Raw genomic sequence first — 26,894 nt, 5'->3', positions numbered from 1 at the left:
CGGGGAACGGGCCGTCCCGGACGGCGGTCCGGGCGGCGCCGTGGTCGGTCACGGGAGGCGCTCGGCCTCCGTGTCGGTCATCAGCCGGGAGCGGATGAGGAACCGGTTCCCGGTCGGCGCCTCCAGCGAGAACCCCGCCCCGCGCCCGGGGACGACGTCGATGGTCAGGTGGGTGTGGCTCCACAGTTCGAACTGGGAGCGGGACATCCACACCGGCACCGGCTCGGGCGTCCCCGGGTCCAGGTCGCCCAGGTGCACGTCCGAGGCCCCGGTGCGGAACTCCCCGGCCGGGTAGCACATGGGCGAGCTGCCGTCGCAGCACCCGCCGGACTGGTGGAACATCAGCGGCCCGTGCTCGGCCCGCAGCTCGCGGAGCAGGGCGGCGGCCGCGTCGGTGACGGCCACCCGCTCCACGTCGGCCCCGGCGTCCATCAGAAGAACCCCAGCGCCTCGTCGGAGTAGCTGACCAGCAGGTTCTTGGTCTGCTGGTAGTGGTCGAGCATCATCTTGTGGTTCTCGCGCCCGATCCCGGACTGCTTGTAGCCGCCGAACGCGGCGTGCGCCGGGTAGGCGTGGTAGTTGTTCACCCACACCCGGCCCGCCTGGATGTCGCGGCCCGCCCGGTAGGCGGTGTTGCCGTCGCGGGACCACACGCCCGCGCCGAGGCCGTACAGGGTGTCGTTGGCGGTCTTGATCGCGTCGGCGTAGCCCTCGAACCGGGTCACCGACACCACCGGCCCGAAGATCTCCTCCTGGAAGACGCGCATGGTGTTGTCGCCCTCGAACACGGTCGGGGCCACGTAGTACCCGCCGGACAGGGACCCGCCCGGGTCGACGCGCTCGCCCCCGGCGAGGACCTTGGCGCCCTCCTGCCGGCCGATGTCGATGTAGGACAGGATCTTCTCCAGCTGGTCGTTGCTGGCCTGGGCGCCGACCATGGTCTCGGTGTCCAGCGGGTCGCCCTGCTTGATGCGGCCGACCCGCTCCAGGGCGTCGCCCAGGAAGGAGTCGTAGATGGACGACTGGATCAGCGCCCGGGAGGGGCAGGTGCACACCTCGCCCTGGTTGAGCGCGAAGAGCGTGAAGCCCTCCTGGGCCTTGTCGTAGTAGGAGTCGCGGGCCGCGGCCACGTCCTCGAAGAAGATGTTGGGGCTCTTGCCGCCCAGCTCCAGGGTGACCGGGATGAGGTTCTCCGAGGCGTACTGCATGATCAGGCGCCCGGTGGTGGTCTCGCCGGTGAAGGCGACCTTGCGCACCCGCGGGCTGCTCGCCAGCGGCTTGCCCGCCTCCACGCCGAACCCGTTGACGATGTTGAGCACGCCGGGCGGCAGCAGGTCGCCGATGAGCTCGGCCAGGAGCAGGATCGACGCCGGGGTCTGCTCGGCGGGCTTGAGCACGACGGCGTTGCCCGCGGCCAGCGCGGGCGCCAGCTTCCAGGTGGCCATGAGCAGCGGGAAGTTCCACGGGATGATCTGGCCGACCACGCCCAGCGGTTCCTGGAAGTGGTAGGCGACGGTGTCCCCGTCGATCTGGGAGGTGTGGCCCTCCTGGGCGCGCACGGCCCCGGCGAAGTAGCGGAAGTGGTCGACGGCCAGCGGCAGGTCCGCGGCCAGGCACTCGCGGACCGGCTTGCCGTTCTCCCAGGATTCGGCGACGGCGAGGCGCTCCAGGTTCTCCTCGATGCGGTCGGCGATCCTGTTGAGGACCACGGCGCGCTCGGCCGCGGAGGTGCGGCCCCAGGCGGGGGCGGCCCCGTGGGCGGCGTCGAGGGCGAGCTCGATGTCCTCGGCGGTGCCGCGCGCCACCTCGGTGAAGACCTGGCCGGTGGCGGGGGCGGGGTTCTCGAAGTAGCGGCCCTTGACGGGCTTGACCCACTCGCCGCCGATCCAGTTCTCGTAGCGGGGGGCGTACTCCACGACGCTGCCGGGCTGTCCGGGGGGAGCGTACACGACCATGGTGAGCCTCCTTCTGCGCCGGGCGGGGCCCGGCGGCCGTCAACGGGGTTCAGCGGTCGTGACGCTAGTCACACCTACGTTGCGAGCACGTTGCAGTCGCGCCGCGGCGGGGCGTGCTCAGGCGCCCAGGCGGCGCAGCCGTCCGCGCAGTGCGGCGTGGCCGGGCGATCCGGGGTCCAGGGAGCGCAGCACCGCGCCCAGCACGCGGGGGTCGTCGCGCCACTCCGGGTGTTCGGCCCAGGCCAGCAGTGCGCGGGGGTCCCGCTCCCCGTCGAGCGCGCCGATCAGCTCGGCGTCCAGGACCTCGCGGATCTCGACCACGCCCGGTGCCTCCGAGCCGGGCAGCACCGGCCCCCGGTAGGCGTGCAGGGCTCCGGTCCGGTCGCCGCGGGACAGCCGCTCGCGCACGGCGTCGGCGTCGGTGGGCAGCGGGCGCAGCAGCCGGTAGGGGCGCGAGGCCAGCAGGCCGTGGCCGATCAGGCGGCGCAGCCGGGACATCTCGGCGCGGACCGTCACCGGGGCGCCGTCGCGCTCGTGCAGCCGGGCGCCCAGGGCCGCGCCGCTCAGCCCGCGCGGGGCGGACGACAGCAGCAGGAGGATCTCGGAGTGGCGGGCGCTCAGCTCCGTGGCGCGCCCGTCCACGGTGAGCCGGGCGCCGTCGCGGCCCAGGACCTCCAGCAGGAGGTGGTCGGGCGGCCGCGCCGGGGTGTCCGGGGACGGGCGCGGGCCGGGCAGCGCCCCGGAGATGCGCAGGGCCCTCAGCTCCATCTCGGCCGCGGTGGCCGCGGCCCGCACCAGGGCGAGCGCCTGGGGCGAGGCCACCTGGTCCTCGCCGGTGATGTCGAGGACTCCCAGCAGCGCCCCGGTGTCGGGGTCGTGCAGGGGCGCCGCCGAGCAGCTCCACGGCTGGACGCTGCGGGCGAAGTGCTCGCTGGCGAACACCTGGACCTCGTGGTCCAGGGCGAGCGCGACGCCGGGGGCGTTGGTGCCGGCCGACCGTTCGTGCCAGTTGGCGCCCTCGACGAAGCGCATCTCCTCGGCCCTGCTGCGCAGCCGGTGGTCGCCCTCCACCCACAGCAGCCGGCCCGCGGCGTCGCCGACGGCGACGATCTGCGGTCCCGGAGCGGTGTCCAGCAGCAGCCTTCGCAGCAGCGGCAGGGTGGCGGCCAGCGGGTGGGCCTCGCGGTAGTCGGCCAGGGCGGGCCCGGACAGCTCGATGCGCGGGGAGATGCCGTCCGGGTCGATGCCCAGGCGGGCGCTGCGCCTCCAGGATTCGCCGACGACCGTGCGCACGGTGCCGTGCAGCAGGCCGGAGCCGGTGAAGTCCTCGTGGGCGCGCGCGACGTCCCTGCGCACGGCGTCGGGATCGGCGTCCCACGGCCAGGCGTTCCACGTCCGGGACATGTGCGACCTCCCCTGCGCGCGAGGCGGTGCCGGGCCACGGCGCGGCCCGGCCCGGCTCACCCCCGTTGAGGTGGGGATCCCACGATTCAAACCGGCCGCGGGGCCCGTGACAAGGGGTTCCGCAGAACGGGCGACGGATCGTCCCCCTATGTCACCCCTTGTCGCCGATGCGCGCGCGGCCGGGGACCGGTCGGGGATCGGCGGGCAGGGCGGCGAGGGCGACGGTGAGCGCGACGCGCGCCTGGGGCTCGTGCAGGCGCAGGTCGGCCACACCGCGAAGGCGCCGCAGCCGGTAGCGGACCGTGTTGGGGTGCACGCCCAGCATCTCGGCGGCGACGGCCGGGTCGCCGTGCGCGTACAGCCAGGCCCGCAGCGTCCGTGTGTACTCGGTCCCCTGGTCCGCGTCGTGGCGGGCCAGCACCGCCACCGGGTTGCGGCCGGGCAGCCGCCCGGCCTCGGCGGACAGCCGCAGGCGGCGGAGCAGGACCTCGTCCCAGGCGTCGTCGTAGACCACCGGGGCGGCGCCGTCCCCCGCCAGGATCAGGCACTCGTCGGCCTCCTGGCGGCTGGCGGGCAGGTCCCCCGCGCGGGCCGCGCCGCCCACTCCGGCGGACACGCCGGGGCGGGCGGGCAGGCCGCGCACCGTGGCACGGACCCACTCCAGGGCCGGGGCGATCTCCCCAGCGCAGGGCAGCACCGTGTAGACGGTGGTCCCCAGCAGGGTGCTGCGCCCCGGGCGCGACCAGCCGAACCCGGTGGTGACCTGCTCGAACAGGTGCAGGACGGCGTCGTCGGGCGGTGCGGCCCGGGCGTGCAGCGCGATGACCCGCAGCCCCTCGGCGGGCAGGCCGATCCGGTCGACGGCCCGCTCCGGGTCCTCCGACCCCTCCAGCAGGTCGATGACCGACTCCGACTCCACCTGGCGCTCCAGGTCGCTGCTCACCCGGGCGCGCAGCATGTGCAGGCCCACCGTGCGGGCGCCCTCGCTGAGCGCCCGGGCCCGCTCCGCGTCCAGGGGCGTGTCCCCGGCCGCCCACAGCGAGCCGAGGAGCTCGCGGCCCACCCGGATCGGCACGGCGGTGCGCCCGCCCATCCCGAACTCCGGCAGGGCCGGCACGTACAGCGGCCCGTCGGCGGCGGCCAGCCGGGCGGCGGTCCCGTCGGACTCCAGGCGGTCGCGGATCCCGGCGGGGGCGCGCCGGGCGATGACGGTGTCGCGGCGGGCCCGGTCGGTGTCGGCCTGCTCGGCGGAGTAGGCGACCACCCGCCAGGCCCGGTCCTCGATGACGACGGGCGATCCGACCTCCGCGGCGACGGTGTCGGCCAGGGCGAAGAGGTCGCTGGGCCCGCGCCCGGACTCCGTCTCGCGTCCCTCCAGCACCAGCCCGTAGACGATGCCCGAGATCTGGCTCCAGGACACGGCGGGCTCGACCACGACCATGGCGATGCCGCGTTCGTGCAGCTCGGCGCGGATCTCGGCGCCGGGCCCGGTGGCGGAGCGGACGATGACGACGACGGCGCGGGCCTGCTCGGCCAGCCGCAGGGCGGTGGCGGAGGCGTCGATCCCCACCGCGAGGAAGGCGTCGCCCAGGGGCGGCGCGTCGTCGGTGGGGTCGTGCATGGCGACGCTGCGCAGCTCGCGGCGGCGCAGGCGGCCGTCGCCCACCAGGTGGGCGCCGTAGCCGCCCAGGACGTTGACGAGCCGGTCGAGGTTGATCACCGCACCGCCTCCCCCGTTGTCGGAGCACGACAAGAACCCGCACCGTGATTGTCCTCCCACGATAACGGGTCGCCCGCCGCCGCTGGACACACTCAAGTCGAGGGACAGCGCCCCCGACCCTCGCGTACTCCCATCCGCGCCACGGACAGCGTCCGTGGCGCTTGTTCGTGAAGACAAGGAACGTCCCATGCACAAGACCACCGACACCTGGATGACCCGGGAGGCGTACGAGCGGCTCAAGGAGGAGCTGCGGGTGCTGAGCACACTCCCCGAGGACGACATCGGAACGGGTTCCGGATCGGACGACGGGGGCGCGGGGGGCATCATCCCCGCGCCCCGCTACATTCACGACCCGGCCGTGCGCCTGGCCCGGGTGCAGACGATCGAGCGGCTGCTGCGCGAGGCCGTGGTCGAGGAGGCGGCGCCCGACGACGGGGTGGCCGCGCCCGGCAAGGTGCTGACGATCCGCTACGACGACGAGGAGGACACCGAGGAGTTCCTGCTCGGTGTCCGGGACGCCTCGGTGGCGGACGCGGTGACGGTGTACTCGCCGCAGTCGCCGCTGGGGGAGGCCCTGCTGGGGGCCGTGCGCGGCGAGCGGCGGACCTTCACCTCCCCGCGCGGGGCGGTGATCGGGGTGACGCTGGTGGACGCCGCCCCCTACCGCTCGGCACGCTGACCCCGTCCCGGGGCGGCCGTCCCGGCCGCCCCGCCCCCCTTTTTTCCGCCGCCCTCCTTGACATCCTCCGCTTGTGAGTGTGTACTCACATACATAAGCGGAACCGAAGCGGCCCGAGACGCCACGGACGCCTCTCCGCACTCACGGCCGAACCCGGCCGGACCGCACTGCTGCCCGACCCCGGTCGGGCTCTTTTCGGCCCTGACAAGTGAGTGAGCACTCACAAACGAACCTCGAAGAAGGAGCCACCGATGACCGCCACCGGACACACCGCCCGCACCGCCCTCGAAGCCGTCCTGCACGGCCCCGGCTCGGCCGAGGAGATCACCCTGCGCCGCCGCACCCTGGAGCCCCCCGCACACGGCGGCGCCCTGGTCCGGGTGGAGGCCACCGGCGTCTCCTTCGCCGAGCAGCAGATGCGCCGCGGCAAGTACTACGACCAGCCGCCCTTCCCGTTCGTGCCCGGCTACGACCTGGTCGGCCAGGTGGAGGAGGTCGGCCCGGGCGCCGACCCCGCCCTGGTCGGGCGCCGGGTGGCCGCCCTCACCAAGACCGGCGGCTGGGCCGACCGGGTCGCCCTGCCCGCCGCCGACCTGGTCCCCGTCCCCGACGGGGTGGACCCGGCCGACGCCGAGGCCGCCGTGGTCAACGGGGTCACCGCGTACCGCATGCTGCACCGGCTCGCCCGGGTGCGGCGGGGCGACACCGTGGTCGTGCTGGGCGCCAACGGCGGGGTCGGCTCGCTGCTCGTCCAGATGGCCCGCCGCGCCGGGGCCACCGTCGTCGGCACCGCCTCGGCCCGGCACCTGGAGGCGGTCCGCGCCCTGGGCGCGCTGCCCGTCGACCGCCGGGACCCGGACATGTACGCGCGCATCCGGGAGCTGGCCCCCGACGGCGCGGACGCCGTGTTCGACCACGTGGGCGGGCCCGCCATCACCGACTCCTTCCGGCTGCTGGCCCCCGGCGGGACCCTGGTGTCCTACGGCACCGCCGCCACCCGCGACGAGCAGGGCAACGCGCGGATGCCCGTGCTGGCCCTGTTCGGCCGGCTGCTGCTGTGGAACGCGCTCCCCAACCGGCGCAGCGCGCACTTCTTCAACCTCTGGCAGGGGCACCGCTCCCCCGAGCGCTACCGCCGCCTGCTGGCCGAGGACCTGGGCGCGGTGTTCGCCCTGCTGGCCGAGGGGGCCGTCGCCCCGCCGGTCGCCGCCCGGGTCCCGCTGGAGGAGATCGACCGCGCGATCGCGCTGGCCGAGTCCGGCACCGTCGTCGGCAAGGTCGTCGTCGTGCCCGCGGGACGGGACTGACCGGGCCCGGGCCCGTAGGATGCTCGGCATGGGGCAGGAGCAGGGGACGGCGCGCACCGCGCTGCTCTCGTACGGTCTGACCGCCCTGTTCACCGCGCTGCTGTGGCGGGAGTGGGAGCGGGCCGCGGCCGACTCCGCCCTGTCCCAGGGCGCCACCGTCGCGGCCCTGGGCGTGTACCTGCTGGGGTGCGCGTCCCTGCCCGCGGCCGCGCCGCTGCTCGACCGCACCGCGCGGACGGCCGCCTGCGCCCTGCTCCTCCTGCTCGGCTGTGCCCTGGTCGCCGCGGTGGGACCCCAGCACTCCTGGATCACGATGTTCGCGCTGGCCGCCTGCGCGACCGCCCTGCCCCTGGCCCTGTCCCTGGGCGCGACCGCCCTGGTGCTGGCCGGGGTCGGCACCGCCGCGCTGGCCACCGGCCGGACCGAGGGGCAGCTGGGCGGCCTCGTGGTCATCGCCTCGGTGTCGGTGGCCGTGGCACTGGCCGTCCGCCTGGTGGAGGCCAACGCCGAACTGCGGCGCGGCCGCGACCAGGCGGCCCAGCTCGCGGTCCTGCGCGAGCGTGAGCGGTTCTCCCGCGACCTGCACGACCTGCTCGGCCACAGCCTCACCACGATCGTGGTCAAGGCCGGCGCGGGCCGCCGCATCCTGGAGGCCACCGGGGACACCGCACGGGCCGCGGCCGAACTGCGCGAGCTGGAGGACCTGGGCCGGCGCTCGCTGGCGGAGGTCCGCGAGGCCGTCGCCGGGACGCGGCGGGTCACCCTGGCCGGGGAACTGCTGCGCGCCGGGGCCGCGCTGGCCGCCGCCGACGTCGAGCTGCGCGTCCCCGGGGAGGTCCCCTCCGGCGGCGACGAGGCGCTCGGGTACGCGGTGCGCGAGGCCGTCACCAACGTGGTCCGCCACGCGGGCGCCGGCCGGGTGGAGATCTCCACCGGCCCCGGCTGGGTGGAGGTCCGCGACGACGGGCGCGCCGGCCGGGTCGTCCCCGGCAACGGGCTGGCCGGGCTGGAGCGCAGGCTGGCCGAGCGCGGCGGTACGCTCACCCTCTCCCCCACGCCCGGCGGCGGGCTCACCCTCCGCGCCGAGGTTCCCGTCGAAGAGAGCGGAGGACGCCCGTGATCCGGGTGCTGGTCGCCGACGACCAGGCGATGGTGCGCGGGGCCCTGGCCACCGTGCTCGACCTGGAGCCCGACATCGAGGTGGTGGCCCGTGCGGAGACCGGCGCGCGGGCGCTGGAGCTGGCCCGCGAGGTCCGGCCCGACGTCGCCCTGCTGGACGTGCGGATGCCCGGGGGCGACGGCATCGAGGTGTGCGCCGAGCTGACCCGTGCCCTGCCGGACTGCCGGGTGCTGATGTGCACCACGTTCGGCCGCCCCGGCTACCTGACCCGGGCGCTGCGGGCGGGGGCGGGCGGGTTCGTGGTCAAGGACGCCTCACCCGAGGACCTGGTGGACGCCGTCCGCCGGGTGCACCGCGGGCTGCGGGTGGTCGACCCCGACCTGGCCGTGGCCTCGCTGACCCACGGCACCAGCCCGCTGACGCCGCGCGAGCGCGAGGTGCTGGCCGCGGTGCTGAACGGCGGAGACGACGTGGCGGCGCTGGCCCGTTCCCTGGGGATGAGCCAGGGGACCCTGCGCAACCACCTGTCGTCGGCCATCGGCAAGACCGGGACCCGGACCCGCGCCGAGGCGGCCAGGGTCGCCGAGGAGCACGGCTGGCTCTGACGGGGTTCAGGCGTCGGGCTTGGACAGCGAGGCGTTGATGTTGCCGACCCGGCCGAGGTGGTCGAAGGTGACACGGGCCTCCAGCCCGGGCAGGGACAGGAGCAGCGTGCCCCGCTCCTCGTCGGTGAACCTCGGGGACAGGCCCCGCAGGCGGCCGTACGTGTACAGGGCCCGCTTGTGGTCGGTCAGCCGCAGATCCATCAGCCCCTGCTGGATGACCCTCATGACCCTGGTGGGTTCGGGCTCGGGCAGCCGCAGCTCGGGGTGTTCGATGATGAACGCCACCCGGGTGCCGCCGCCCACCTCGCCGTTGTAGGAGAACCAGCGGCCGGTGAGGAGCTTGGCCGCGTCGGTCAGCTGGCCGACCACCAGGGGCACCTCCCGGGGGGCGCCGGGCAGGGCGTCGAAGGGCACCTCGGCGGCGGCCAGCTCGGGGACGTCGTGCTCCCGGCCGAAGTCGCGGACGGCGGCGCTCAGCGCGGTCAGGTCCGGACGGAAGCCGGAGGGGTTGGCCCAGCCCCACATCCAGGAGCCCGGCCCGGGTGCAGCGCTGCCCAGCAGGTGGAAGCGGTCGCAGACCAGGGGGCGCTCGCCGGAGAACTCGAACCGGCCCTCCTGGAGGTCCACGTTCCAGCTGTGCTCGCCGATGAACTCCTGGAAGTACAGCTGGTGCTCGAAGGACATCAGGGCGGCGTCGTCGAGCATGTCGGGGAGAGTGTGCTTGCTCATGCCCGCGATGCTATGCACCGTGTCCGACACGACCGGACGCCGGGGCCGGGCGGTGCCCGGCCCCGGCGTATCGTCCCACCTCGCGGGCCCGCCTCAGACGTCCTGGCGGCGGACGGCCCGGTCCGCGGCGAACAGGACCAGGGCGCTCCAGGCGACCAGGACGAGCGCGGCGGCCGCCGGGTGGGGACCGTCGGGGCCGGCGATCCCGGCCAGGGAGTGCAGGGCCTCCCCCGGCAGCACCGGCAGCAGAAGGCTCCCGCCGGGGATCCATCCGGCCAGGGTCGGGGCCACCAGCAGCGCCAGGGCGGCGACCACCCCGCCCGCCGTGGAACGGGTCCACAGCGCCCCGGCGGTGGCCACCAGCGCGTGGAACGGCGCCATCAGCGCGGCTCCCGCGACCGCCCGCCACACCGCCGGGTCGGCGGCGTCCCAGACGGGCAGTCCGGCGCCGGACAGGACCAGCAGCGAGACCAGGGCCGCCCCGGCCGCCGCGACCAGGGCCACGGCCCCGGCGGCCGCGGCCACGGTGACGGCGCGGGCGAGGAGCACCCGGCCCCGGTCCGGGGTGACGGTGAAGGTCGTGCGGATCATGCCGGTGGCGTACTCGCCGCCCACCGCGGCGGCCGCCAGCACGGTCAGCACCAGCGCGGCGGCGTCCGCCCCCAGCAGGGAGGCGGTCAGCACGTCGAAGGCGGGCTGGTCGGCCAGGGGCACGCCGGTGGTCGGCTCCAGGGTCAGGCAGAACACGGCGGCGACCGCGAGCGCCAGCCCGACGGCGGCCGCGGCGGCGCGCCGGTCGCGCGCCGACCCGGTCAGCTTCGTCCACTCCGCGGCCACGGCCGCGCCGGTCCCCGCACGCCGCGCTGACCGCTTCGTCGTCTTCGTCATCGCACCCACTCCCCTTCGGCCTCCCCTTCGCCGGCCGCCCCGTCGGCGGCCCGCCCGTTCTCTCCGGTGAGGCGGATGAAGGCGTCCTCCAGGCGGGCCCTCACCGGTACCAGCGCGTGCAGCACGACCCCGTGCGCGGCGGCCAGCTCGCCCACCCGGGCGGCGTCCATGCCGGTGACCTCCAGCCGGCCGTCCCCGGCGGGCGCCGACGCGGCGCCCGCGCGGGCCAGCAGGGCGGACAGGCCGCCCGGGTCCGGGGTGGCCACCTCGACGCGCTCGCGCGCACCGGCCGCCAGTTCGGCGATGCCGACGTCGGCGACCAGCCGGCCCCGGGATATCACCAGCACGTGGTCGGCGGTGGCCTCCATCTCGTTCATCAGGTGGCTGGACACCAGCACGGTGCGGCCCTCGTCGGCGAAACCGCGCAGCAGGCGGCGCACCCACACGATGCCCTCCGGGTCGAGCCCGTTGAGGGGCTCGTCCAGGATGAGCACGCCTGGGTCGCCGAGCAGCGCCCCCGCGATGCCCAGCCGTTGGCGCATCCCCAGGGACAGGTGCCGGATGCGGTGCCCGCCCCGGTCCGCCAGGCCGACCAGGCCCAGCACCTCGTCCACCCGGGCCCGGCCGATGCCCGCGCCGCGGGCCTGCCAGAGCAGGTGGCCGCGGGCGGTGCGCCCGGGCTCCACCGCGCCGGGGTCGAGCAGCGCGCCGACCCGCCGGGTGGGCGAGGGCAGGTCGCGGTAGGGCATCCCGCCGACGGTGGCGCTGCCGGAGGTCGGGGCGTCCAGTCCCAGGACCATCCGCAGGGTGGTGCTCTTGCCCGCCCCGTTGGGCCCCAGGAACCCGGTCACCCTGCCGGGCTCCACCGTGAAGGTCAGTCCGTCCACGGCGACGGTCCCCCCGTAGTGCTTGACCAGTTCCCGTACGGCGATCATCGGTTCCCCCCTGCTGTCGGCCGGTCCCCTCCAGCCTGTCTCGCGGGGGCGCCCCGGACCCGGTCCGTCCGTCAGGACCCGCCCATGACACCTGTCACGGGTGCCGTGGACACCGGAGGGCCGGTGCCGCCCGGGGCGGCACCGGCCCGGACGGCACCGGGGTCAGCCGGCGACGGGCTCTCCTGTCGAGGGCTCCCCGGCCGGGGCGCCCTCCTCCGCCTCGGCTGCCCCCGTGGGCGGGACCCGGCGCAGGGCCACCGCCGCCAGGACCGCGATCCCGACGGCGAGCGCGGCGCTGATCCAGGCCACGGTGGTGAGGGAGGACGTGAAGGCGGCGGCCGCGGTGTCCAGGAGGTCCCGCGCCACCGGGGCGGGCAGGTCGGCGGCGGCCCGCCCCGCGCCCTCCAGTCCGTCGGACGCGTCGGCCGCGGCGTCCGCGGAGACACCCGCGGGCATCGCCCCGGCCATCGACAGCCGGTAGACCGCCGTGCCCACGCTGCCGAAGGCCGCGATGCCCAGGGCCACGCCCACCTCCATCGCGGTCTCGCTGATGGCGGCGGAGGCCCCGGCCTTCTCCGGCGGGGCCGAGCCCACGATGAGGTCCGTGCCCAGCGCCATGATGGGGCTGATCCCGGCGTAGACCAGGGTGAACCCGACCACCACCGTGACGAGCCCGTCCTCGGGCCCCACCCTGGTGAGCAGCAGGAACCCGAGGGTGGCCAGGGCCAGCGAACCGGCCAAAACGTAGGCGGGGCGCACCCGCCGGGCGAGGACGGGGGCCAGGGTGGAGGCGACGACCAGCCCGGCCGCCGACGGGAGCAGCCACAGGCCGGCCACCAGCGGGGACAGCCCGGCGACGGACTGAAGGTACTGCGTGACGAACAGGTAGACGCCGCCGATGAGCAGCAGGCCCAGGAGCATCACGGCCAGAGCGCTGGAGAAGGCGGCCCCGGAGAACAGGCGCAGGTCCAGGAGGGGGTCGCTCGACCGGCGCTGCCGGCGGACGAACAGCAGGCCGAGCACGACGCCGGCGGCGATCGCCGCCAGGGCCTCCGGCTCCGGGCCGTACCCGGCCAGCCGCTTGAGGCCGAAGACCACGGACAGGACTGCGGCCATCGAGAGCAGGACGCCGGGCAGGTCCAGGCGGCCGGGCTCGGGGTCGCGGTACTCCGGGAGCAGGAACGGGGCGGTGGCGAGCAGCAGCGCCATCACGGGGACGGCGAGCAGGAACACCGACCCCCACCAGAAGAACTCCAGCATGAGGCCGCCCAGGATCGGCCCGAGGGCGACGCCCGCGGAGAAGCTCGTGGCCCACACGCCGAAGGCCGGCCCCCGCTGCCGCGGATCGGTGAACATCGTGCTGATCAGTGCGAGCGTGGAGGGCATCAGGGTGGCTCCGGCGATGCCCAGCAGCACCCGGGCGGCGATGAGCATCTCCGGTGTCGTGGAGTAGGCGGCCAGCACGGAGGCGGCCCCGAACGCGGTGGCGCCCAAGAGGAGCAGGCGTCTGCGGCCGATCCGGTCGCCGAGGGTGCCCATGAGGACCAGCAGGCCGGCGACCATGAAGCCGTAGACGTCGATGATCCACAGCCGCTCGGTGGCGGTGGCCCCCAGGTCGGTGCTCAGGTGCGGCAGCGCGAGGTACAGGACGGTGACGTCGAGGGCCTGGAGGGTGGTGGGCAGGCTGAGGACGGCCAGGCCCGCCCAGGCCCGCCACCCCGGCCTCGCGGCGGGGGCGGTGGAGTTCGCTGACATGTTCGTGCCTTTCACGGGGTTCGGGGCCGGCGGGGCCGGAGCACCCGCCGGAGGAGGTGGTCGAGCAGCCGGTCGGCGGTGTCCTCGCACCACCGGTCGGTGGCGGTCCCTCCGTGCAGGGAGGCGGTCATCACCACCGGCCCGACCGGGAGGGAGCGGAGGAGGGCGCCGGCGCGGACGGCGTCGGTGCGGTCGCCCGCTACGACGAGGGCGATCGGCTTGTCCCGCCAGGTGTCCGCGCACCAGCCCACGGCGTCGCGCAGCCCTGCGGGCAGGTCGTCCCCGGCGGTGACGACGGCGAAGGCGTCGGCGTCGGCCAGCCAGGGGGCGAGGTCCCCGACGGCGCAGGGCACGGGCCCGGCGCACGGGTCCGCCGCCTCGGGCAGCGCGGCCTCGGCCAGATCGAGGAGGTCGGCCTCCAGGTCGCCCCGGTGGACGGCCCGGTCGGCGATCCGGACCGCGGCCGCCCGGCCCTCCTCCCCTCCGGCGCCGTCGAAGACGATCGCGACGCGCGGCGGTCCGTCGTCCATCGGCAAGCCCCCTCACCGGTTCGGCGGACGCCTCGTCCGCCCGCTGTGGGACCACTCCACCGGTCGGCGCGCACGGTTCTCCGACGGTTCTCCGACGGTGGACCGGAGGCGGGCCGTGCGCGGCCGCCCGGCTAGGTTGATCCCATGCGTTTCGGGGTGTTGGGGCCGCTGGCCGTGTGGACCGATGAGGGGACCCCCGTCCGCGTTCCCGAGGTGAAGGTGCGGACCCTGCTGACCGCGCTGCTGATGGAACCGGGGAGGGTGGTCTCCGCCGACCGCCTCGCCCACCACCTGTGGGGCGACGACCCGCCGGCCAACCCGACGAACACCCTCCAGACCAAGGTGTCGCAGCTGCGCCGGGCCCTGGAGCGGGCCGAACCCGGCGGCCGGGGCCTGGTGGCCCGGCGCCCGCCCGGGTACGTGCTGGAGGTGGCCGCCGACGGGGTGGACGCCGGGCGGTTCTCGGCGCTGGTCGAGCGGGCCCGCGCGACCGCCGACCCCCGAGCGCGCGCGGCGCTGCTGTCGGAGGCCCTGGACCTGTGGCGGGGGCCGGCGTTCGCGGACCTTCCCGACACCGGTTCGGCCGACGCGGCGGCCGTGCGCTGGGAGGAGCTCCGGCTCACCGCCGTGGAGGACCTGGCCCGGGCCCGGCTGGAGGCGGGCGAGCACGCGCCGGTGGCGGAGGGGCTCGCCGAACGGGTGCGGGAACACCCGCTGCGCGAACGGCTGCGAGCCCTCCACATGCTCGCCCTGTACCGCTCCGGGCGCCCGGCCGAGGCCCTGTCCTCCTACGCCGACCTGCGGGAACGGCTGGCCGAGGAACTGGGGGCGGACCCGGGTCCGGAGGTGGCGGAGCTGCACCTGAGGATCCTGGACCAGGACCCCGGGCTGGCCGGGCCCGCCGCCGCGCACCCCCCGGGCAGGGGCGGCGACCTGCCGGTGCCGCCGACCGCCCTGGTGGGCCGGGCGGCGGAGCTCGGCCGTGTCACCGGGCTGGTGGACCGACACCGCCTGGTCACCCTCACCGGGCCGGGCGGGGTGGGCAAGACCCGGCTCGCCCTGGCGGTGGCCGCGGCGCGCTCCGCGGACCACCCCGACGGGGTGTGGCTGGTGGAGCTGGCCGGGCTGCGCCCGGAGCGGGAGTCCGGCGCCGGACCGGAGGCGGTGGCCGAGGAGGTGGGCGCCGTACTGGGGCTGCGCGGCCGCGGCACCTCCGAGACCGACCCGGTGGCGCGGCTGTGCGACGCCCTCTCCGCCCGGCGGGCCCTGCTGTTGCTGGACAACTGCGAGCACGTGGTGGAGTCCGCCGCCGGCACGGTCACCGCGCTGCTGCGGGCGGCGCCCGGGCTGCGGATCCTCGCCACCACACGGGAGCCCCTCGCGGTGGACGGGGAGGTGCTGGAGTCGGTGGACCCCCTGGACCTGCCCGGCACCGACGACGGCCCCGACGCGGCGCTGGAGTCGGACGCGGTCCGGCTGTTCGCGGAACGCGCCGCCGCGGCCGCCCCCGGGTTCCGGCTGACGGACGACAACGCGGCCGCCGTGGTGACGCTCTGCCGCAGGCTGGACGGCATCCCCCTGGCCCTGGAGCTGGCCGCGGCGCGCATCCGGACCCTGGGCGCTCACGGCCTGCTGGAGCGGATCGACGACCGGTTCCGGCTGCTGGCCGGGCGGCGGCGGGACGCCCCGGCCCGGCAGCGCACCCTGCGGGCGGTGATCGACTGGAGCTGGGATCTGGCCTCGGAGGCCGAACGAGCCGTGCTGCGCCGTCTGTCGGTGCACGCCGAGGGGTGCACCCTGGAGGCGGCGGAAGCGGTGTGCGCCGGCCCGGGGGTGGCCGCCGAGGATGTCTTCGACCTGCTGGAACGCCTGGTGGAGCGGTCGTTGGTGGTGGCCGTACCCGACCCGGACCGCCCGCGCTTCCGGCTGCTGGAGACGGTGGGCGCCTACGCCGCCGAACGGCTGGTGGAGGCGGGTGAACGGGACACGGCCCGACGCGCGCACGCCGCCTACTACACCGCCCTGGCGGAACAGGCGGACCCGTACCTGACCGGGCGGGAGCAGGGCCGCCGGCTGCTCCTGTTGGACGCGGAGACCGCCAACCTGCGCGCCGCGCTGCACCACTCCCTGGAGCTCGGGGACACGGAGACGGCCCTGCGGCTGGCGCTGGCGGGCACCTGGCACCTGTTCCTGCGCGGCCGGTTCGGGGAGGCGCTGCAGAGGTTCGCCGCGGTCGGGGCGCGGACCCCGGGTACGCGGACCGGGTCCCCGTCGGCGCGGGAGGTCCGGGCGGCCTTCTCCCGGGCCGCCCTGGAGCTGTACGTGAACGGGTCCGCCGCCTCCGGGCCCGCCCCCTCCCTCCCGGCCGCGGCGGTGCCCGACGACCCGCCCGGGCGGGCGGCCCTGGCCCGGGCCGTCTGGTTCCTGGGCTCGGCCCACATGGGGTTCGGCGACCTGGGCGTCGCCGAGGAGCTGGTGGGCCGCGCGCTGCGCGACGCCCGCGCCCTCGGCGACACGTGGGTGGAGGCGGCCGCGCTCGCGACCCGGGCGAACATCGCGCACTTCTGCGGCGACCTGCCCGGGCTGCTCGGTGACGGCGAACGGAGCCTGGCCCTGTTCGACGGGCTCGGCGACGGCTGGGGGAGGCTCCAGGCCCTGGACGCCCTCGCCGCCCACGCCGAGATCAGGGGCGACCTGGAGCGGACCGCGGCCCTGCGCCGGGAGGCGGTCGGCGTCGCGGAGGGCCTGATGCTGTGGAGCGAGCTCGCGCGCCACTTGGCCGGGCTGGGCCGCGTCGCCCTGCTGGAGCGGGACTTCGACCGGGCGGACGACTTCCACGGGCGCTCCCTGCGGGTCGCCGTGGAGCACGGCGACCAGGCGGGACAGGAGTTCGCCGCCATCGGCCTGGGCATGGCCGCGCGGCGCCGCGGGGATCCGGACGGGGCCGAGGGGCACCTGCGCCCCTGGCTGGCGTGGAACCTGCGGCTCGGAGCGGAACCCGGAGCGGCGTTCGTCCTGGCCGAGCTGGGGTTCTGCGCCGAGCAGCGCGGGGACGCCGCGCAGGCGCTGGACCTGCACCGGCGGGGTCTGGCCTCGGCGCTGCGCGTCGGCGACCCGCGGGCGGTCGCCCTCGCCCTGGAGGGGACGGCCGGGGCACTGGCCCTCGGCGGGGACGCGGAACGGGCGGCGTCCCTGCTGGGCACCGCGGCGGCCGCCCGGGAGTCGCTGGGCGCGCCCCTGCCGGAGGCCGAGCGGGGGGACGTGGACCGGATCGCCCGGCGCGCGGCCGGTGCGCTGGGCGAGGACTCGTACAAGGCCGCTTTCGCGCGGGGGCGGACCGTCCCGCTCCCCTCCCGGGCGGAGGAGGTCGGCTGACCGGGCGGCCCCCGGGACCGGAGCCTCAGGAGTCCGCGGGAAGCGCCAGGTGCTCGGTGAGGAAGGCGTCGATCCGCTCCCAGGCGTCGGCCGCCGACTCCGGGTGCGGCCCGGTGCGCATCGCCCGGAACACCGGGCGCAGGGCCTTCGGCCCGTTGGGCGCCTCGTTGAGGAAGGAGTGCCCTGCCTCCGGGTACTCCTTGACGTCGTTGGCGACCCCCGCGGCGTCCAGGGCGGCGCGCAGCTCGCCGGCGGCTCCGCGCAGGCCGCCGTCCCGCGCGCCGAAGCTGCCGACGACGGGGCAGGCCCGGTCCAGGGCGCCCTCCAGGTTCCGGGGGATGAACCCGTAGTTGACGGCGGAGGCGTCGAAGTCGGCGACTGTGGCCAGGGCGAACCCGCCGCCCATGCAGAACCCGACCACGCCGACCCGGCCGGTGCAGTCGTCCCGGTCCAGGAGCCACCGCTTGGCGGCGGCGATGTCGGCGATGGCCCGCCCGCGCCCGGAGCGCATGGCCAGGAGCACCCTGACCACGCAGCGGGCCATGCCGCCCTCGCTGTACAGGTCCGGGACGACGGTGAGGTAGCCGAGGCGGGCCAGCCGGTCGGCGTGGGCGCGCATCTGCTCGTCGACGCCCCAGGCCTCGTGGGTGATGACGACGCCGGGCCAGGGGCCCTCGCCCGCGGGAACGGCGAGGTAGGCGCGCAGGCGGGGCGACCCCTCCCCGTTCCGGGTGTACTCGCCAAGGTCGATGTCCGCCACGGCTCCTCCTGGTCCCGGCCCTCCGGATCGCCTACACCCTAGGGCGTCCGCGTTCGGGCGGACCAGTGGCGGATGTCATCGGCCGGGACCGGCGAATGTCACAGGCCACCCTTAAAAGTGACATGAGTCACATCATCACTCCCTCACCACGGACAACGCCGCCCCCAGACGAACACCTTCGGTTACCGGGGTTGACCGGTGCGTTGCCTAATGGTCGTTTAGTTCCCGGTCCTCCACACCCGCTACCTCTGGGGAGACTCACCATGATCGACCGCAGACTGTTCCTCGGCGGCCTCGGGGCCGCCGCCACCGTCCCGCTCCTGGGCACGCTCGGCTGCACCCCCCGGGAGGCCACGGCCGACCTCACCGCCTCTTCCGAAGCGGCCAATCCGGGAGCGCTCCCGGTGGGCTTCCGGAACGAGACCGGGCGGTTCTCCGACGACGAGATCCTCGTCTACGTGATCGGCACCGACCTCACCACCGGGCGGCACAGCCGGGTGGACGCCGACGGCGTCTCCCACCCCGTGAGCCTGGACGACAACGGCCCGGACGGGTACACCGACTACTCGATCCCGTTCGCCGACCTGGCCGGGCTGACCCTGCCGTACATGTCCGGGCGGATCTACCTCTCCCTGGGCGGCCCCCTGCACATCCGCATCGTCACCGACGGCAACGGCGCCCCGGCCCCGCAGCTGCCCGCCGGATGGGTGGAGGGCTCCCCCGGGTTCGACGTGCTGCACGACACCGTCGAGTTCACCCACAACGACGCCGGGATGTTCTGCAACACCAGCATGGTCGACCAGTTCAGCGTGCCCATCGGCATCCGGCTGATCGGCGACGCCGACCAGAGCACCGGGTTCTTCCGCCCCGGCGGACGCGAGGCGGTCTTCCGGACCCTGGCGGCCGACCCCGTGTTCTCGTCCCTGGTCTACGACGACCTGCGGGTCATCGCCCCCGGCCACGCGCTGGACGCCGGCCTCTTCCCGGCCGACTACTTCGACCCCTACATCGACCGCGTGTGGTCGCACTACGCGGGCAACGACCTGACCGTCACCACCAACGCCGGGACCTTCACCGGCCGGGTGCAGGGCGGGCGGTTCGCGTTCGACGGCGGGGTGCGCGCCTTCGACCGGCCCTCCACCCGGGACGTGCTGTTCTGCGACGGCGCGCTGGCCGCCCCCAACGACGGGATCAGCGGCCCGGTCGCCGCGATCCTGGGGGCGGCGCTCAACCGGTCCACCCTGCTCACCGAGTCGGCCCAGCCCACCGACGACCCCTCCGGCTTCTACCTGGACGAGGTCACCAACCGGTACGCGGCGGTCTTCCACGAGAACACCGTGGACGGCAAGGCCTACGGGTTCGCGTTCGACGACGTGGCGGACTTCGCCTCCTACGTCCAGGACCACGGCGCGCAGCGGCTGGAGGTCACCCTCACGGCCTTCTGAGGGCCGCGGCCCGGGGGCGCCGACGCCGGTCGGCGCCCCCGGGCGGGTCCGGCCCCGGTCAGCGGCCGCCTCCCGCGGCGGGCGCGCCGGGACCGGCCAGGCCCAGCGGGCCGTCGGGGGCCGGGCGGAAGTGCCGGGCCACGTCCCGGGCGTCGACCCCGGCCAGGGTGTCGGGTACCCACTTGGGGTGGCGGTCCTTGTCGATGATCTGCGCACGGACCCCCTCGACGAAGTCGGGCGAGTCCAGGGCCGCGCAGGAGACCCGGTACTCCTGCTCCAGGACCTCCGCCAGGCCGGGCAGGTCCCGCGCCCGGCGCAGCGCCTCCAGGGTGACCTTCACCGAGGTCGGCGACTTGGACAGGATCGTGTCGGCGGCCGCGGCCGCCGCCGGGTCGCCGTGGCCGCGCAGCCGCTCCACGATCTCCTCCGCGGTGCCGGCGGAGTAGCAGGCGTCGATCCAGCGCTCGCCGGTCAGGGTCGGGGCGGGAGCGGTCCCCGCGTACCGGCCCACCGCCTCGGCCACGTCCCCGGCCCCGGCCGCGCGGGCCAGGGCCCCGGCCAGGTCGGCCAGCCGCGCGGAGGGCACGTAGTGGTCGGCCAGCCCCAGGGCGATGGCGTCGCCCGCGCCCACCGATCCGGCGGTGAGCGCCAGATGGGTGCCGGTCTCCCCGGGCGCCCGGGACAGCAGGTGGGTGCCGCCCACGTCGGGCACGAACCCGATGGTGGCCTCGGGCATGCCCACGGTCGAGCGCTCGGTGACGATACGGACCGATCCGTGGGCGGAAACGCCGACGCCTCCGCCCATGACCACGCCGTCCATGAACGCGACGTAGGGCTTGGGGTAGCGGGAGATGTACTCGTTGAGCAGGTACTCGTCCCGCCAGAACGCGGCGGCCGCCCCGTCGCGATCCCGGGCGCTGGCGGCCATGGCGCGGATGTCGCCGCCCGCGCACAGGCCCCGCTCGCCCGCCCCGTCGATGAGCACCGCGGCGACCGCGTCGTCGTGCTCCCAGGCGGACAGCGCCTCCCGCAGCGCGGTGACCATGTCGTGGTCCAGGGCGTTGATGGCGCGCGGCCGGTTCAGGGTGAGCCGCCCCAGGCGGCCCTCCACGCGGACCAGCACCTTCTCTCCGTCGGTGGACATCAGGCGGCCCCCTCCGGTACGCGCGCGGTGATCGGGTTCATGACCTCGTCGGCCCCTTCCAGGATTGGGTGCACCCTCGGATCGCGCACGATCTTCTCAGTGCCGTGCCCGGCGGGGTGCCGGTAGCCCCCGTGCGACGGCGGCGCCGGCCGGCACGGGGCCTCCGCGTGCGGGCGCCGGGCGGGCCGTCACGGTCGGTCCGCGTCCCGTCGGCGGTGGTCTCGCTCCATGAGCGAGGCCATCAGCCGCCGGAAGGTCCGCACGTCCTCCTCCGGCCAGCCCTCGGCCAGCTCGGCGAAGACCGACTCCTGCCAGCGGCGGGCGGAGCGGACCAGTTCCCGCCCCTGCTCCGTCACCACCAGGACGCGCGCCCGGCGGTCGTCTGGGGCGGTGTCCTTGCGGAGGTGGCCGCGCTCGACGGCCCCCGCCACCATGCGGCTCGCCCCCGACTGGTCCATACCCAGCTCCCCGGCCACCGCGTTCACGGTCGCCCGGTCGCCCAGGTCGGCCACCGCCTCGACCACCATCACGTCGCGGCCGTTCGCGTCGTCCCCGTCGGTGCCGTTCCAGCCGCGCGCCCAGTGGCGCACGAACCGGAAGAGCAGCCGCCCGGGGCCGTCCTCGTGCCCGGACATCGTCCCCTCCCCCTTTGTATGCGTTTCGCATACACTAGCGAAGGAATATGCGAACCGCATACATCTGGAGGCGCACATGGAACCGCTGCCCGAACCCCTCGGCCGCTGGCACCGGGCGGTCGACGCCCGCGACCCCGACGCGGTCCGCGCCGTCACCTCCGAGGACGTGGAGGTCGGCGGCCCCCGGGGCACGGCCCGGGGCATCGCCGCCCTCCTGGACTGGGTGCGCTCCTCCGGCATCCGGCTGGAGCCGACCGCGGTGTTCCCCGTGGACGGGCGGCACACGGTGGTCGCCCAGAACGCCACCTGGCCCGGCCGCCCCGACCATGTGCCGGGGACCGCCCCGGTCGTCACCGCCACCCTCTTCGAGGTCCGCGACGGACGGGTGTCCCGCGTGCTGCGCTTCGACGAGGGTGTCGCGGCCGCACTGTCCGCCGCCCGGCGGACCGGTACCGGTCACGGGGTGTGCGGGACGGGGACTTAGGGTGGCCGCGAGGCCCGGTCCGCACCCCCGCGGAACCCCCGCCGCAGCCGGGCCGGAAAGGTCCGGTGATCCTCCCGTGCCCGACGACCACTCCCCCGCTCCGCGGCCGAAGCCCGCCGAGCGCTCGCTCGGCGGGCGCTTCTGGGCGTTCTGGTCGGCCGCGCTGGCCGCGAACCTGAGCGACGGCGTCGCCATGATCGCGATGCCGTGGCTGGCCTCCTCCCTCACCTCCGACCCCGTACTGGTCGCCGCCGTGGCCACCGCCGGGCGGCTGCCCTGGCTGCTGCTGGCGCTGCCCGCCGGGGTGCTCATCGACCGGCTGCCCCGCATCCCCGTGATGGCCGGGGCCGGGACCGTCCGGCTGGCCCTGTGGGCGGCGCTGGCCGCCGTGGTCTTCTCCGGGGCGGCGTCGGTGCCGCTGCTGGTGGCGTTCGCGTTCTGCTTCGGGGCGCTGGAGGTCTGCTACGACACCGCGGCGGAGACCGTCGTCGCCTCGGTGGTCCCCCGGGACCGGCTGGAGCGCGCCAACGGGCACCTGCGCACCGGGGCCCTGGTCGTCCAGGAGTTCGGCGGGCGGCCCGTCGGCGGCCTGCTCGTCTCCCTCGGGCTGTTCGCGCCGTTCGTGCTCAACGCCGCCGCGCTGGTGGTGTCGGTGCTGGCCCTGCTCCGGGTGCGCGGTGTGGACGCGGCCGGACGCACCGGTACGGCCGGGCCCGGCCCGGAGCGGCGCGGGCTGCGGGGCGTCGGCGCGGACCTGGCCGAGGGGGTGAGGGCGATCCGGGAGCAGCCGCTGCTGCGGCTGGTCGCGGGGATCGCCCTGTTCGTCAACGGGTGTTACGCCACCGCACTGTCCACCCAGGTGCTGTTCGTGCGGGACGTGCTCGGTCTGGGACCGGTCGGGTTCGGCCTGCTCATGGCGTTCGCCGCGGTCGGCGGGATCGTCGGCGGCCAGTCGGTGGCCCGGCTGCGGGCGGCGCTCCCGCACGGCACGCTGCCGGTCGCCTGCCTGGCCGCCACCGGCATCGTCTACTGCGTGATCGCGGCGCTGCCGGCCCTCCCCGTGGTCGCCGTCGGGTACCTGCTGGCCGGCGGGCTCGTGCTCGGCTACGCGGTGGCGATGACCTCCATCCGCCAGCGCATCACACCCGACCGGCTGTTGGGCAGGGTCAACGCCGCCATGCGCACGGTGAGCTGGGGTGTCAGCGCCCTGGGCATGGCGGCGGGCGGGGTGATGGTCTCCGCCCTCACCCCGCTGACGGGACACGAGGGCGCCCTGCGCGCCCCCTATGCCCTCATCGGTGCGGTCGGACTGGCCGTCGCGGTGGTCTTCGGCCGCAGGCTCGCACGCCTGGTGCGCGAATACGACGTCTGAGTCCCCTCCGCCTCAGTCGGCTCTGCCGCTCAGCGAGCCCAGCAGTGTGTAGGCCTCGTCCATGCGGTCCGGGAAGACATCCGGGCCCGGGGCCAGGCGCATGGCCGTCAGTTCGCAGGCCATCGAGATGTGCGAGGCCAGGACGGCGACGTTCTCCGGGGCACCGACCTCCACCAGTGCCCCGGCGAGCCGGATCGCCCGCTGCTGGCGGGTGAGCAGGTAGCGGGACCGCAGGTCGGTGCTCTCCCGGAGCAGCCGCACCAGGACGACCGAGTGCGCCGGGGAGAGCGCGGCGTGCGGGCGGGCCGCGACACCGGCCTCCCTCAGCAGCTCGACGGCGGCGCCCAGATCGGCGCCCAGGGGTCTGGGGGCCTTGTCGCGCACGTAGGCGCACAGACGCTCGACCTCGGCTCCCTCGTCGGCGAACAGCACCTGCTGCTTGTCGCCGAAGTAGCGGAAGAAGGTCGTACGGCCCACCTCCGCGCGCTCGGCGATGGCGGCGACCGTGACGTTGTCGAAACCGTGCTCGGCGAAGAGCTGGAAGGCGGCGGACACGATCATGGCTCTGGCCTTGCGGCGTTTGCGGGCGTGAAGTGTGTCGGGGGGGTGGTGCATGAGGCGGACCCTATCGAGTGGACCCGGTTCTACCTGGGGCGTGGGACCATTGGGACGGTAGTCCCGAAACGCCCCCTGAGGGCCGGGAGAGCGGGAAGTCGTCTGGACCTGATGGGGGTTTTGGAACGCATCCGCACGGGCTCAGGCCCCGTCCCGTACGGTGACGCCGGTTGGGGCGGAATTTTATTGCAGAGCGCCCCTGGTCTGACAACCGCAGTACCTCCGATTGACGAATCCCCTCGCCCATATGGTTTCCGGCCGTGTGGAGGTTATGGCCTCCCGGGGGCCGCATTTCCCGGCGGCACCAATTCTGCACCCACGGTAAATCGTTCGGGTTCCTAACTATTGAAGGCTCATAGAAGACCGGAACCCGACCCGCTACCGGCGGTGCCCCCGTTTGTCGTGAGGACGTGCGAGAGTGTTGTGACCTGCTTCACGATACGGAGCCGAACATGACGTATTTGCTGGTCATCGGCACGCGCAAAGGTCTCTTCACCGCCACCGGCGAGGATCGGCGCACCTGGGAGGTGCGCGGCCCGCACCGGCTCGACAGCGCCGACTACGCGAGTATGAGCGCCGTGTACGCGGTCGGGATCGACCCGCACAGCGGGCGCATCCTGGCCGGCGCGGAGAGCTCGCACTTCGGCCCGAGCGTCTGGTACAGCGATGACGCCGGGGAGCACTGGCGGGAGCCCGAGACGGCTCCGCTGGTCTTTCCCGAGGACACCGACGCCTCGCTCACCCGGGTCTGGCAGTTCGCGTTCGGCGAGACGCCCGGTGTCGTCCACGCCGGGGTGGAGCCGCACGCCCTGTTCCGGTCCGCCGACGGCGGGGAGAGCTTCGAGCTGGTCCGCGCCCTGTGGGACCACCCGCACCGGGCCGACTGGTTCCCCGGCGCGGGCGGCGGCGCGGTGCACACGATCCTGCCCGGGGTACTGGGCCGGGGCGAGCGCTCGCCCGAGGCGATGACCGTGGCCATGTCCACCGGCGGCGTCTACCAGACCGGGGACGGCGGGGCGAGCTGGGCGCCCGCCAACCGGGGCATCTCCGCGGTCTTCCTGCCCGAGGACGAACCCGAGTACGGGCAGTGCGTGCACAAGGTGGCGCTGGCCCCCGACGGTTCGATGTACGCCCAGAACCACCACGGGGTCTACCGGTCCGAGCACCCCGCCCGGGAGGGCTGGCGCCCGGTGGAGGAGGGGCTGCCCACGGACTTCGGGTTCGCGGTGGTGGCGCACCCCCACCTGCCCGGGACGGCGCTGAACTTCCCGGTGGTCAGCCAGGAGGTGCACCTGCCGCCGGAGAACCGGCTGGGCGTGTACCGGACCGACGACGGCGGCGGGCGGTGGGTCCCGGCCACCGAGGGGCTCCCGGAGGAGCCGTACTTCGGCATCGTGCTGCGCGACGCCGCCTGCACCGACGGGGCCGACTCCCCGGGCTTCTACTTCGGCACCCGGGGCGGGGACGTGTACGCGGCCGACGACGGCGGCCCCTGGCACCGGGTGGCCGCGCACCTGCCCGACGTCCTGTGCGTGCGGGCGACGGAGGTGTGAGATGAGCGTGACGGTCCACCTTCCCGGTCTGCTGCGGGCGGATGCCGGGGGCGCCGCCCACCTGCCCGTGGACGTCGGCCCGGCGGCGGTGCTGCGCGACGTGCTGGACCGGCTGGTGTCGGAGCACCCCGGCCTGGACCGGCGCATCCGCGACGAGCAGGGGCGCCTGCGCCGGTACGTCAACGTGTTCGTGGACGCCGAGGAGTGCCGGGTCCTCGACGGCCTGGACACCCCGGTGCCCGAGGGCACCGACGTCCGCATCCTCCCCTCGGTCGCCGGCGGCTGACCCCGCCCCGGCGGCGGGTCGGCCCCTCCCGGCCGCCCCGCCGGCCCGGCGGGGCGGTGCCGCACGGAGGCCGGAGCGAGGCGTTGCGCACCGGCCGGGCGTCGCCCGGGGCGCTACCCGGCCTGCACGGGCCGCGGACGTGGTCGGCGGCGCAGCGGCAGGACGCGCAGATGGGTGATCATGCGCCACACCCACTCCAGCGGCCCGTAGCGGAACCGGGCCGACCACAGGCGGGCGAACACCAGCATGGCCGCGAAGTACCCGGCGGCCAGCACGTACTGGGCGAGCATGGGGATCTGCGTCTCCCAGGGGCCCATCGCGAGCAGGAAGACCGCCGTACTGCCCAGGTAGACGGTGAGCGTCATGCGCCCCAGCGGGGCCAGCGCGCCCAGGGCGCGCGCCGTACCGCGCCGCCTGCGCATCAGCCACCACACCAGCCCCAGGTAGAACAGGGCGCCGCCCAGGCCCATCAGGGTGCCGGCGGCCGAGGTGAACATGTGCGAGGCCGGGTGCACCAGCGGCATCCCGTCCGGGCCGAGCACCGGCACCCCGTCGGCGCCGAACTCCATGGGGAACAGCAGGTCCGAGCCGAACATCAGGGCCATGCCCAGGACCTGTCCGGCCAGGCCGGTCCACACCATGGCCGCGGGCAGCCGGGAGGGCTCCCCCGAGCGCTCGGGGTCCAGCTCGGGCCGCCGGGCCAGCCAGATCCCGACGCAGAAGAAGCCGAGGGTCTGCGGGACCAGGAGCAGCAGCAGCGCCCATTCGCCCGATAGCGGTACGAGGTTCTCGACGAACGGCGCGACCGCGAAGGCGACCGCCGCGGCGACCAGCGGCCGGCTCCGCCCGCCGGCCAGCAGCACCGGCATCAGCGGCGCCAGCACCAGGGCGGTGACGGAGTAGTGGGTGAGGATGTCGCCGGAGAACACCAGCAGGTGCGGCAGGCCGAACAGCAGGCCCAGCGAGACGTAGCGGCGCAGCATCAGCGCGAACGGCCGCTCCCCCCGCCCGTCCGCCGCCTTCCAGGCGAGCACCGCGCCGACGCCGAGCAGCACCATGAGCATGGACCGGGCCTTGCCCGACATGAGCAGGGTCAGCGCCGTGTCCACGGCCGAGGCGACGGTGTCCGGTGCCCGTTCGCCCGCCCTCTCGGCGGAGAAGACGACGACGGTCACGTTCATCAGGACCACGCCGATCATCGCCAGCGCCCGCGCCACGTCGAGGAACTCGACCCGCCGCGGCGCGGCGGGCGGTCCCTCCGCCGCGGGCCGCCCCGCCTCCGCGGGCGGCCGCACCTCCCCGGTGCCCACCGTCTCCGTCATCCGCTCTCCCGCCATCGGGCTCCCCTTCGTCGTCTCCCCGTCCCACCACACCCCCGCCGGCCGTTCCGTAAGGCCACGGGCACCCGCACGTACGGACATCCGCCACACGCGGCCGTTCCACGGGCCGGGGCGCAGGCGTCCACGCCGCGCGAACAGCCCCGCCACACGGGCGGCCGTTGTCAGCGGCCGCACGCGGAAGCGCCTGCCGTGAACGGGCGCCCGCGAGGTGCGGTCGCCCCCAGCGCCCGAGCGGCCTCCACGGGCCGCGTACGCGGG

General features: G+C 75.5%; 24 protein-coding genes. 10 read left to right on the top strand and 14 right to left on the bottom strand.

What is annotated here, in order from left to right:
- Positions 1–48: 48 nt before the first annotated feature.
- The 4 genes from ACFVNO_RS28520 to ACFVNO_RS28505 all read right to left on the bottom strand — a co-directional run bounded on the left by ACFVNO_RS28520 (position 49) and on the right by ACFVNO_RS28505 (position 5,079).
- A complete protein-coding gene (locus tag ACFVNO_RS28520) occupies positions 49–432 on the bottom strand; it encodes a DUF779 domain-containing protein (protein WP_355268763.1) in 384 nt (127 codons plus the stop codon).
- The gene (locus ACFVNO_RS28515; RefSeq protein WP_355268761.1) at positions 432–1,955 is read right to left on the bottom strand and encodes an aldehyde dehydrogenase family protein; all 1,524 of its coding nucleotides are present in this window, start codon (positions 1,953–1,955) and stop codon (positions 432–434) included. Before ACFVNO_RS28515 ends, ACFVNO_RS28520 begins: the two co-directional genes overlap by 1 nt.
- Before the next feature lie 117 nt (positions 1,956–2,072).
- The gene (locus tag ACFVNO_RS28510) at positions 2,073–3,359 is read right to left on the bottom strand and encodes a GAF domain-containing protein (protein WP_378897190.1); all 1,287 of its coding nucleotides are present in this window, start codon (positions 3,357–3,359) and stop codon (positions 2,073–2,075) included.
- 151 nt (positions 3,360–3,510) lie between these two features.
- Entirely contained in the window at positions 3,511–5,079 is a 1,569-nt protein-coding gene (locus ACFVNO_RS28505; protein ID WP_355268757.1) for a helix-turn-helix domain-containing protein, read from the bottom strand.
- A 187-nt stretch (positions 5,080–5,266) separates the two neighbouring features.
- On the opposite strand from ACFVNO_RS28505, the gene ACFVNO_RS28500 reads away from it, so the two are divergent.
- From ACFVNO_RS28500 to ACFVNO_RS28485, 4 genes are all read left to right on the top strand, one after another.
- Positions 5,267–5,758 (top strand): GreA/GreB family elongation factor, encoded by a 492-nt coding sequence (locus ACFVNO_RS28500; RefSeq protein WP_220563555.1) that lies wholly within the window; start codon positions 5,267–5,269, stop codon positions 5,756–5,758.
- A gap of 251 nt (positions 5,759–6,009) precedes the next feature.
- Positions 6,010–7,065 (top strand): medium chain dehydrogenase/reductase family protein, encoded by a 1,056-nt coding sequence (locus ACFVNO_RS28495; RefSeq protein WP_378897185.1) that lies wholly within the window; start codon positions 6,010–6,012, stop codon positions 7,063–7,065.
- 28 nt (positions 7,066–7,093) lie between these two features.
- Entirely contained in the window at positions 7,094–8,185 is a 1,092-nt protein-coding gene (locus ACFVNO_RS28490) for a histidine kinase (RefSeq protein WP_355268753.1), read from the top strand.
- Positions 8,182–8,790 carry a response regulator transcription factor gene (locus tag ACFVNO_RS28485; RefSeq protein WP_355268751.1) on the top strand — a complete coding sequence of 203 codons (609 nt, stop codon included), beginning with the start codon at positions 8,182–8,184 and terminating at the stop codon, positions 8,788–8,790. The genes ACFVNO_RS28490 and ACFVNO_RS28485 overlap by 4 nt, the downstream gene beginning before the upstream one ends.
- 6 nt (positions 8,791–8,796) lie before the next feature.
- Here the strand turns inward: ACFVNO_RS28485 and ACFVNO_RS28480 are convergent, their stop codons facing one another.
- The 5 genes from ACFVNO_RS28480 to ACFVNO_RS28460 all read right to left on the bottom strand — a co-directional run bounded on the left by ACFVNO_RS28480 (position 8,797) and on the right by ACFVNO_RS28460 (position 13,627).
- Positions 8,797–9,519, bottom strand: coding sequence for a DUF6882 domain-containing protein (locus ACFVNO_RS28480; RefSeq protein WP_355268749.1), 723 nt, complete (start codon positions 9,517–9,519; stop codon positions 8,797–8,799).
- Between the two features lie 93 nt (positions 9,520–9,612).
- Entirely contained in the window at positions 9,613–10,407 is a 795-nt protein-coding gene (locus tag ACFVNO_RS28475) for an ABC transporter (protein WP_355268747.1), read from the bottom strand.
- On the bottom strand, positions 10,404–11,342 hold the full coding sequence (locus tag ACFVNO_RS28470; RefSeq protein WP_355268745.1) for an ATP-binding cassette domain-containing protein: 939 nt from the start codon (positions 11,340–11,342) through the stop codon (positions 10,404–10,406). Before ACFVNO_RS28470 ends, ACFVNO_RS28475 begins: the two co-directional genes overlap by 4 nt.
- Before the next feature lie 162 nt (positions 11,343–11,504).
- Entirely contained in the window at positions 11,505–13,097 is a 1,593-nt protein-coding gene (locus ACFVNO_RS28465) for an MFS transporter (RefSeq protein WP_378897178.1), read from the bottom strand.
- 11 nt (positions 13,098–13,108) lie between these two features.
- On the bottom strand, positions 13,109–13,627 hold the full coding sequence (locus ACFVNO_RS28460) for an NAD(P)H-dependent oxidoreductase (RefSeq protein ID WP_378897175.1): 519 nt from the start codon (positions 13,625–13,627) through the stop codon (positions 13,109–13,111).
- A 144-nt stretch (positions 13,628–13,771) separates the two neighbouring features.
- Here ACFVNO_RS28460 and ACFVNO_RS28455 point away from each other — a divergent pair, with 144 nt between their 5' ends.
- The gene (locus ACFVNO_RS28455) at positions 13,772–17,002 is read left to right on the top strand and encodes a BTAD domain-containing putative transcriptional regulator (RefSeq protein WP_378897172.1); all 3,231 of its coding nucleotides are present in this window, start codon (positions 13,772–13,774) and stop codon (positions 17,000–17,002) included.
- A 25-nt stretch (positions 17,003–17,027) separates the two neighbouring features.
- Here ACFVNO_RS28455 and ACFVNO_RS28450 read toward each other — a convergent pair whose 3' ends face one another.
- A complete protein-coding gene (locus ACFVNO_RS28450; RefSeq protein WP_355268737.1) occupies positions 17,028–17,762 on the bottom strand; it encodes a dienelactone hydrolase family protein in 735 nt (244 codons plus the stop codon).
- Between the two features lie 263 nt (positions 17,763–18,025).
- Here ACFVNO_RS28450 and ACFVNO_RS28445 point away from each other — a divergent pair, with 263 nt between their 5' ends.
- The gene (locus tag ACFVNO_RS28445; RefSeq protein WP_355268735.1) at positions 18,026–19,207 is read left to right on the top strand and encodes a beta-1,3-glucanase family protein; all 1,182 of its coding nucleotides are present in this window, start codon (positions 18,026–18,028) and stop codon (positions 19,205–19,207) included.
- Between the two features lie 58 nt (positions 19,208–19,265).
- Here ACFVNO_RS28445 and ACFVNO_RS28440 read toward each other — a convergent pair whose 3' ends face one another.
- Together ACFVNO_RS28440 and ACFVNO_RS28435 are read right to left on the bottom strand one after the other, a co-directional pair.
- Positions 19,266–20,351, bottom strand: a complete 1,086-nt coding sequence (locus ACFVNO_RS28440; protein WP_378897167.1) for an enoyl-CoA hydratase/isomerase family protein — start codon at positions 20,349–20,351, stop codon at positions 19,266–19,268.
- Between the two features lie 188 nt (positions 20,352–20,539).
- Complete coding sequence (locus ACFVNO_RS28435) at positions 20,540–20,986, bottom strand: MarR family winged helix-turn-helix transcriptional regulator (RefSeq protein ID WP_355268731.1); 447 nt, start codon at positions 20,984–20,986, stop codon at positions 20,540–20,542.
- 76 nt (positions 20,987–21,062) lie between these two features.
- Here ACFVNO_RS28435 and ACFVNO_RS28430 point away from each other — a divergent pair, with 76 nt between their 5' ends.
- Entirely contained in the window at positions 21,063–21,470 is a 408-nt protein-coding gene (locus ACFVNO_RS28430; RefSeq protein WP_355268729.1) for a nuclear transport factor 2 family protein, read from the top strand.
- Positions 21,471–21,546: 76 nt separating this feature from the next.
- The gene (locus ACFVNO_RS28425; RefSeq protein ID WP_355268727.1) at positions 21,547–22,842 is read left to right on the top strand and encodes an MFS transporter; all 1,296 of its coding nucleotides are present in this window, start codon (positions 21,547–21,549) and stop codon (positions 22,840–22,842) included.
- 12 nt (positions 22,843–22,854) lie between these two features.
- Here ACFVNO_RS28425 and ACFVNO_RS28420 read toward each other — a convergent pair whose 3' ends face one another.
- A complete protein-coding gene (locus ACFVNO_RS28420) occupies positions 22,855–23,457 on the bottom strand; it encodes a TetR/AcrR family transcriptional regulator (RefSeq protein WP_220563569.1) in 603 nt (200 codons plus the stop codon).
- 452 nt (positions 23,458–23,909) lie between these two features.
- Between ACFVNO_RS28420 and ACFVNO_RS28415 the strand changes: the two genes are divergently transcribed.
- Entirely contained in the window at positions 23,910–25,010 is a 1,101-nt protein-coding gene (locus ACFVNO_RS28415; protein ID WP_355268724.1) for a sialidase family protein, read from the top strand.
- Between the two features lies 1 nt (position 25,011).
- Complete coding sequence (locus ACFVNO_RS28410; RefSeq protein ID WP_378897160.1) at positions 25,012–25,296, top strand: ubiquitin-like small modifier protein 1; 285 nt, start codon at positions 25,012–25,014, stop codon at positions 25,294–25,296.
- Positions 25,297–25,409: 113 nt separating this feature from the next.
- Here the strand turns inward: ACFVNO_RS28410 and ACFVNO_RS28405 are convergent, their stop codons facing one another.
- On the bottom strand, positions 25,410–26,618 hold the full coding sequence (locus ACFVNO_RS28405) for a DUF418 domain-containing protein (RefSeq protein WP_378897157.1): 1,209 nt from the start codon (positions 26,616–26,618) through the stop codon (positions 25,410–25,412).
- Positions 26,619–26,894: the final 276 nt, after the last annotated feature.

The sequence above is a fragment of the Nocardiopsis sp. NPDC057823 genome (genome assembly GCF_042797335.1).
Lineage (GTDB): Bacteria > Actinomycetota > Actinomycetes > Streptosporangiales > Streptosporangiaceae > Nocardiopsis > Nocardiopsis changdeensis.
The sequence above is the reverse complement of the archived record's forward strand: the minus strand, read 5'-3'. Positions and strand labels throughout refer to the sequence as shown.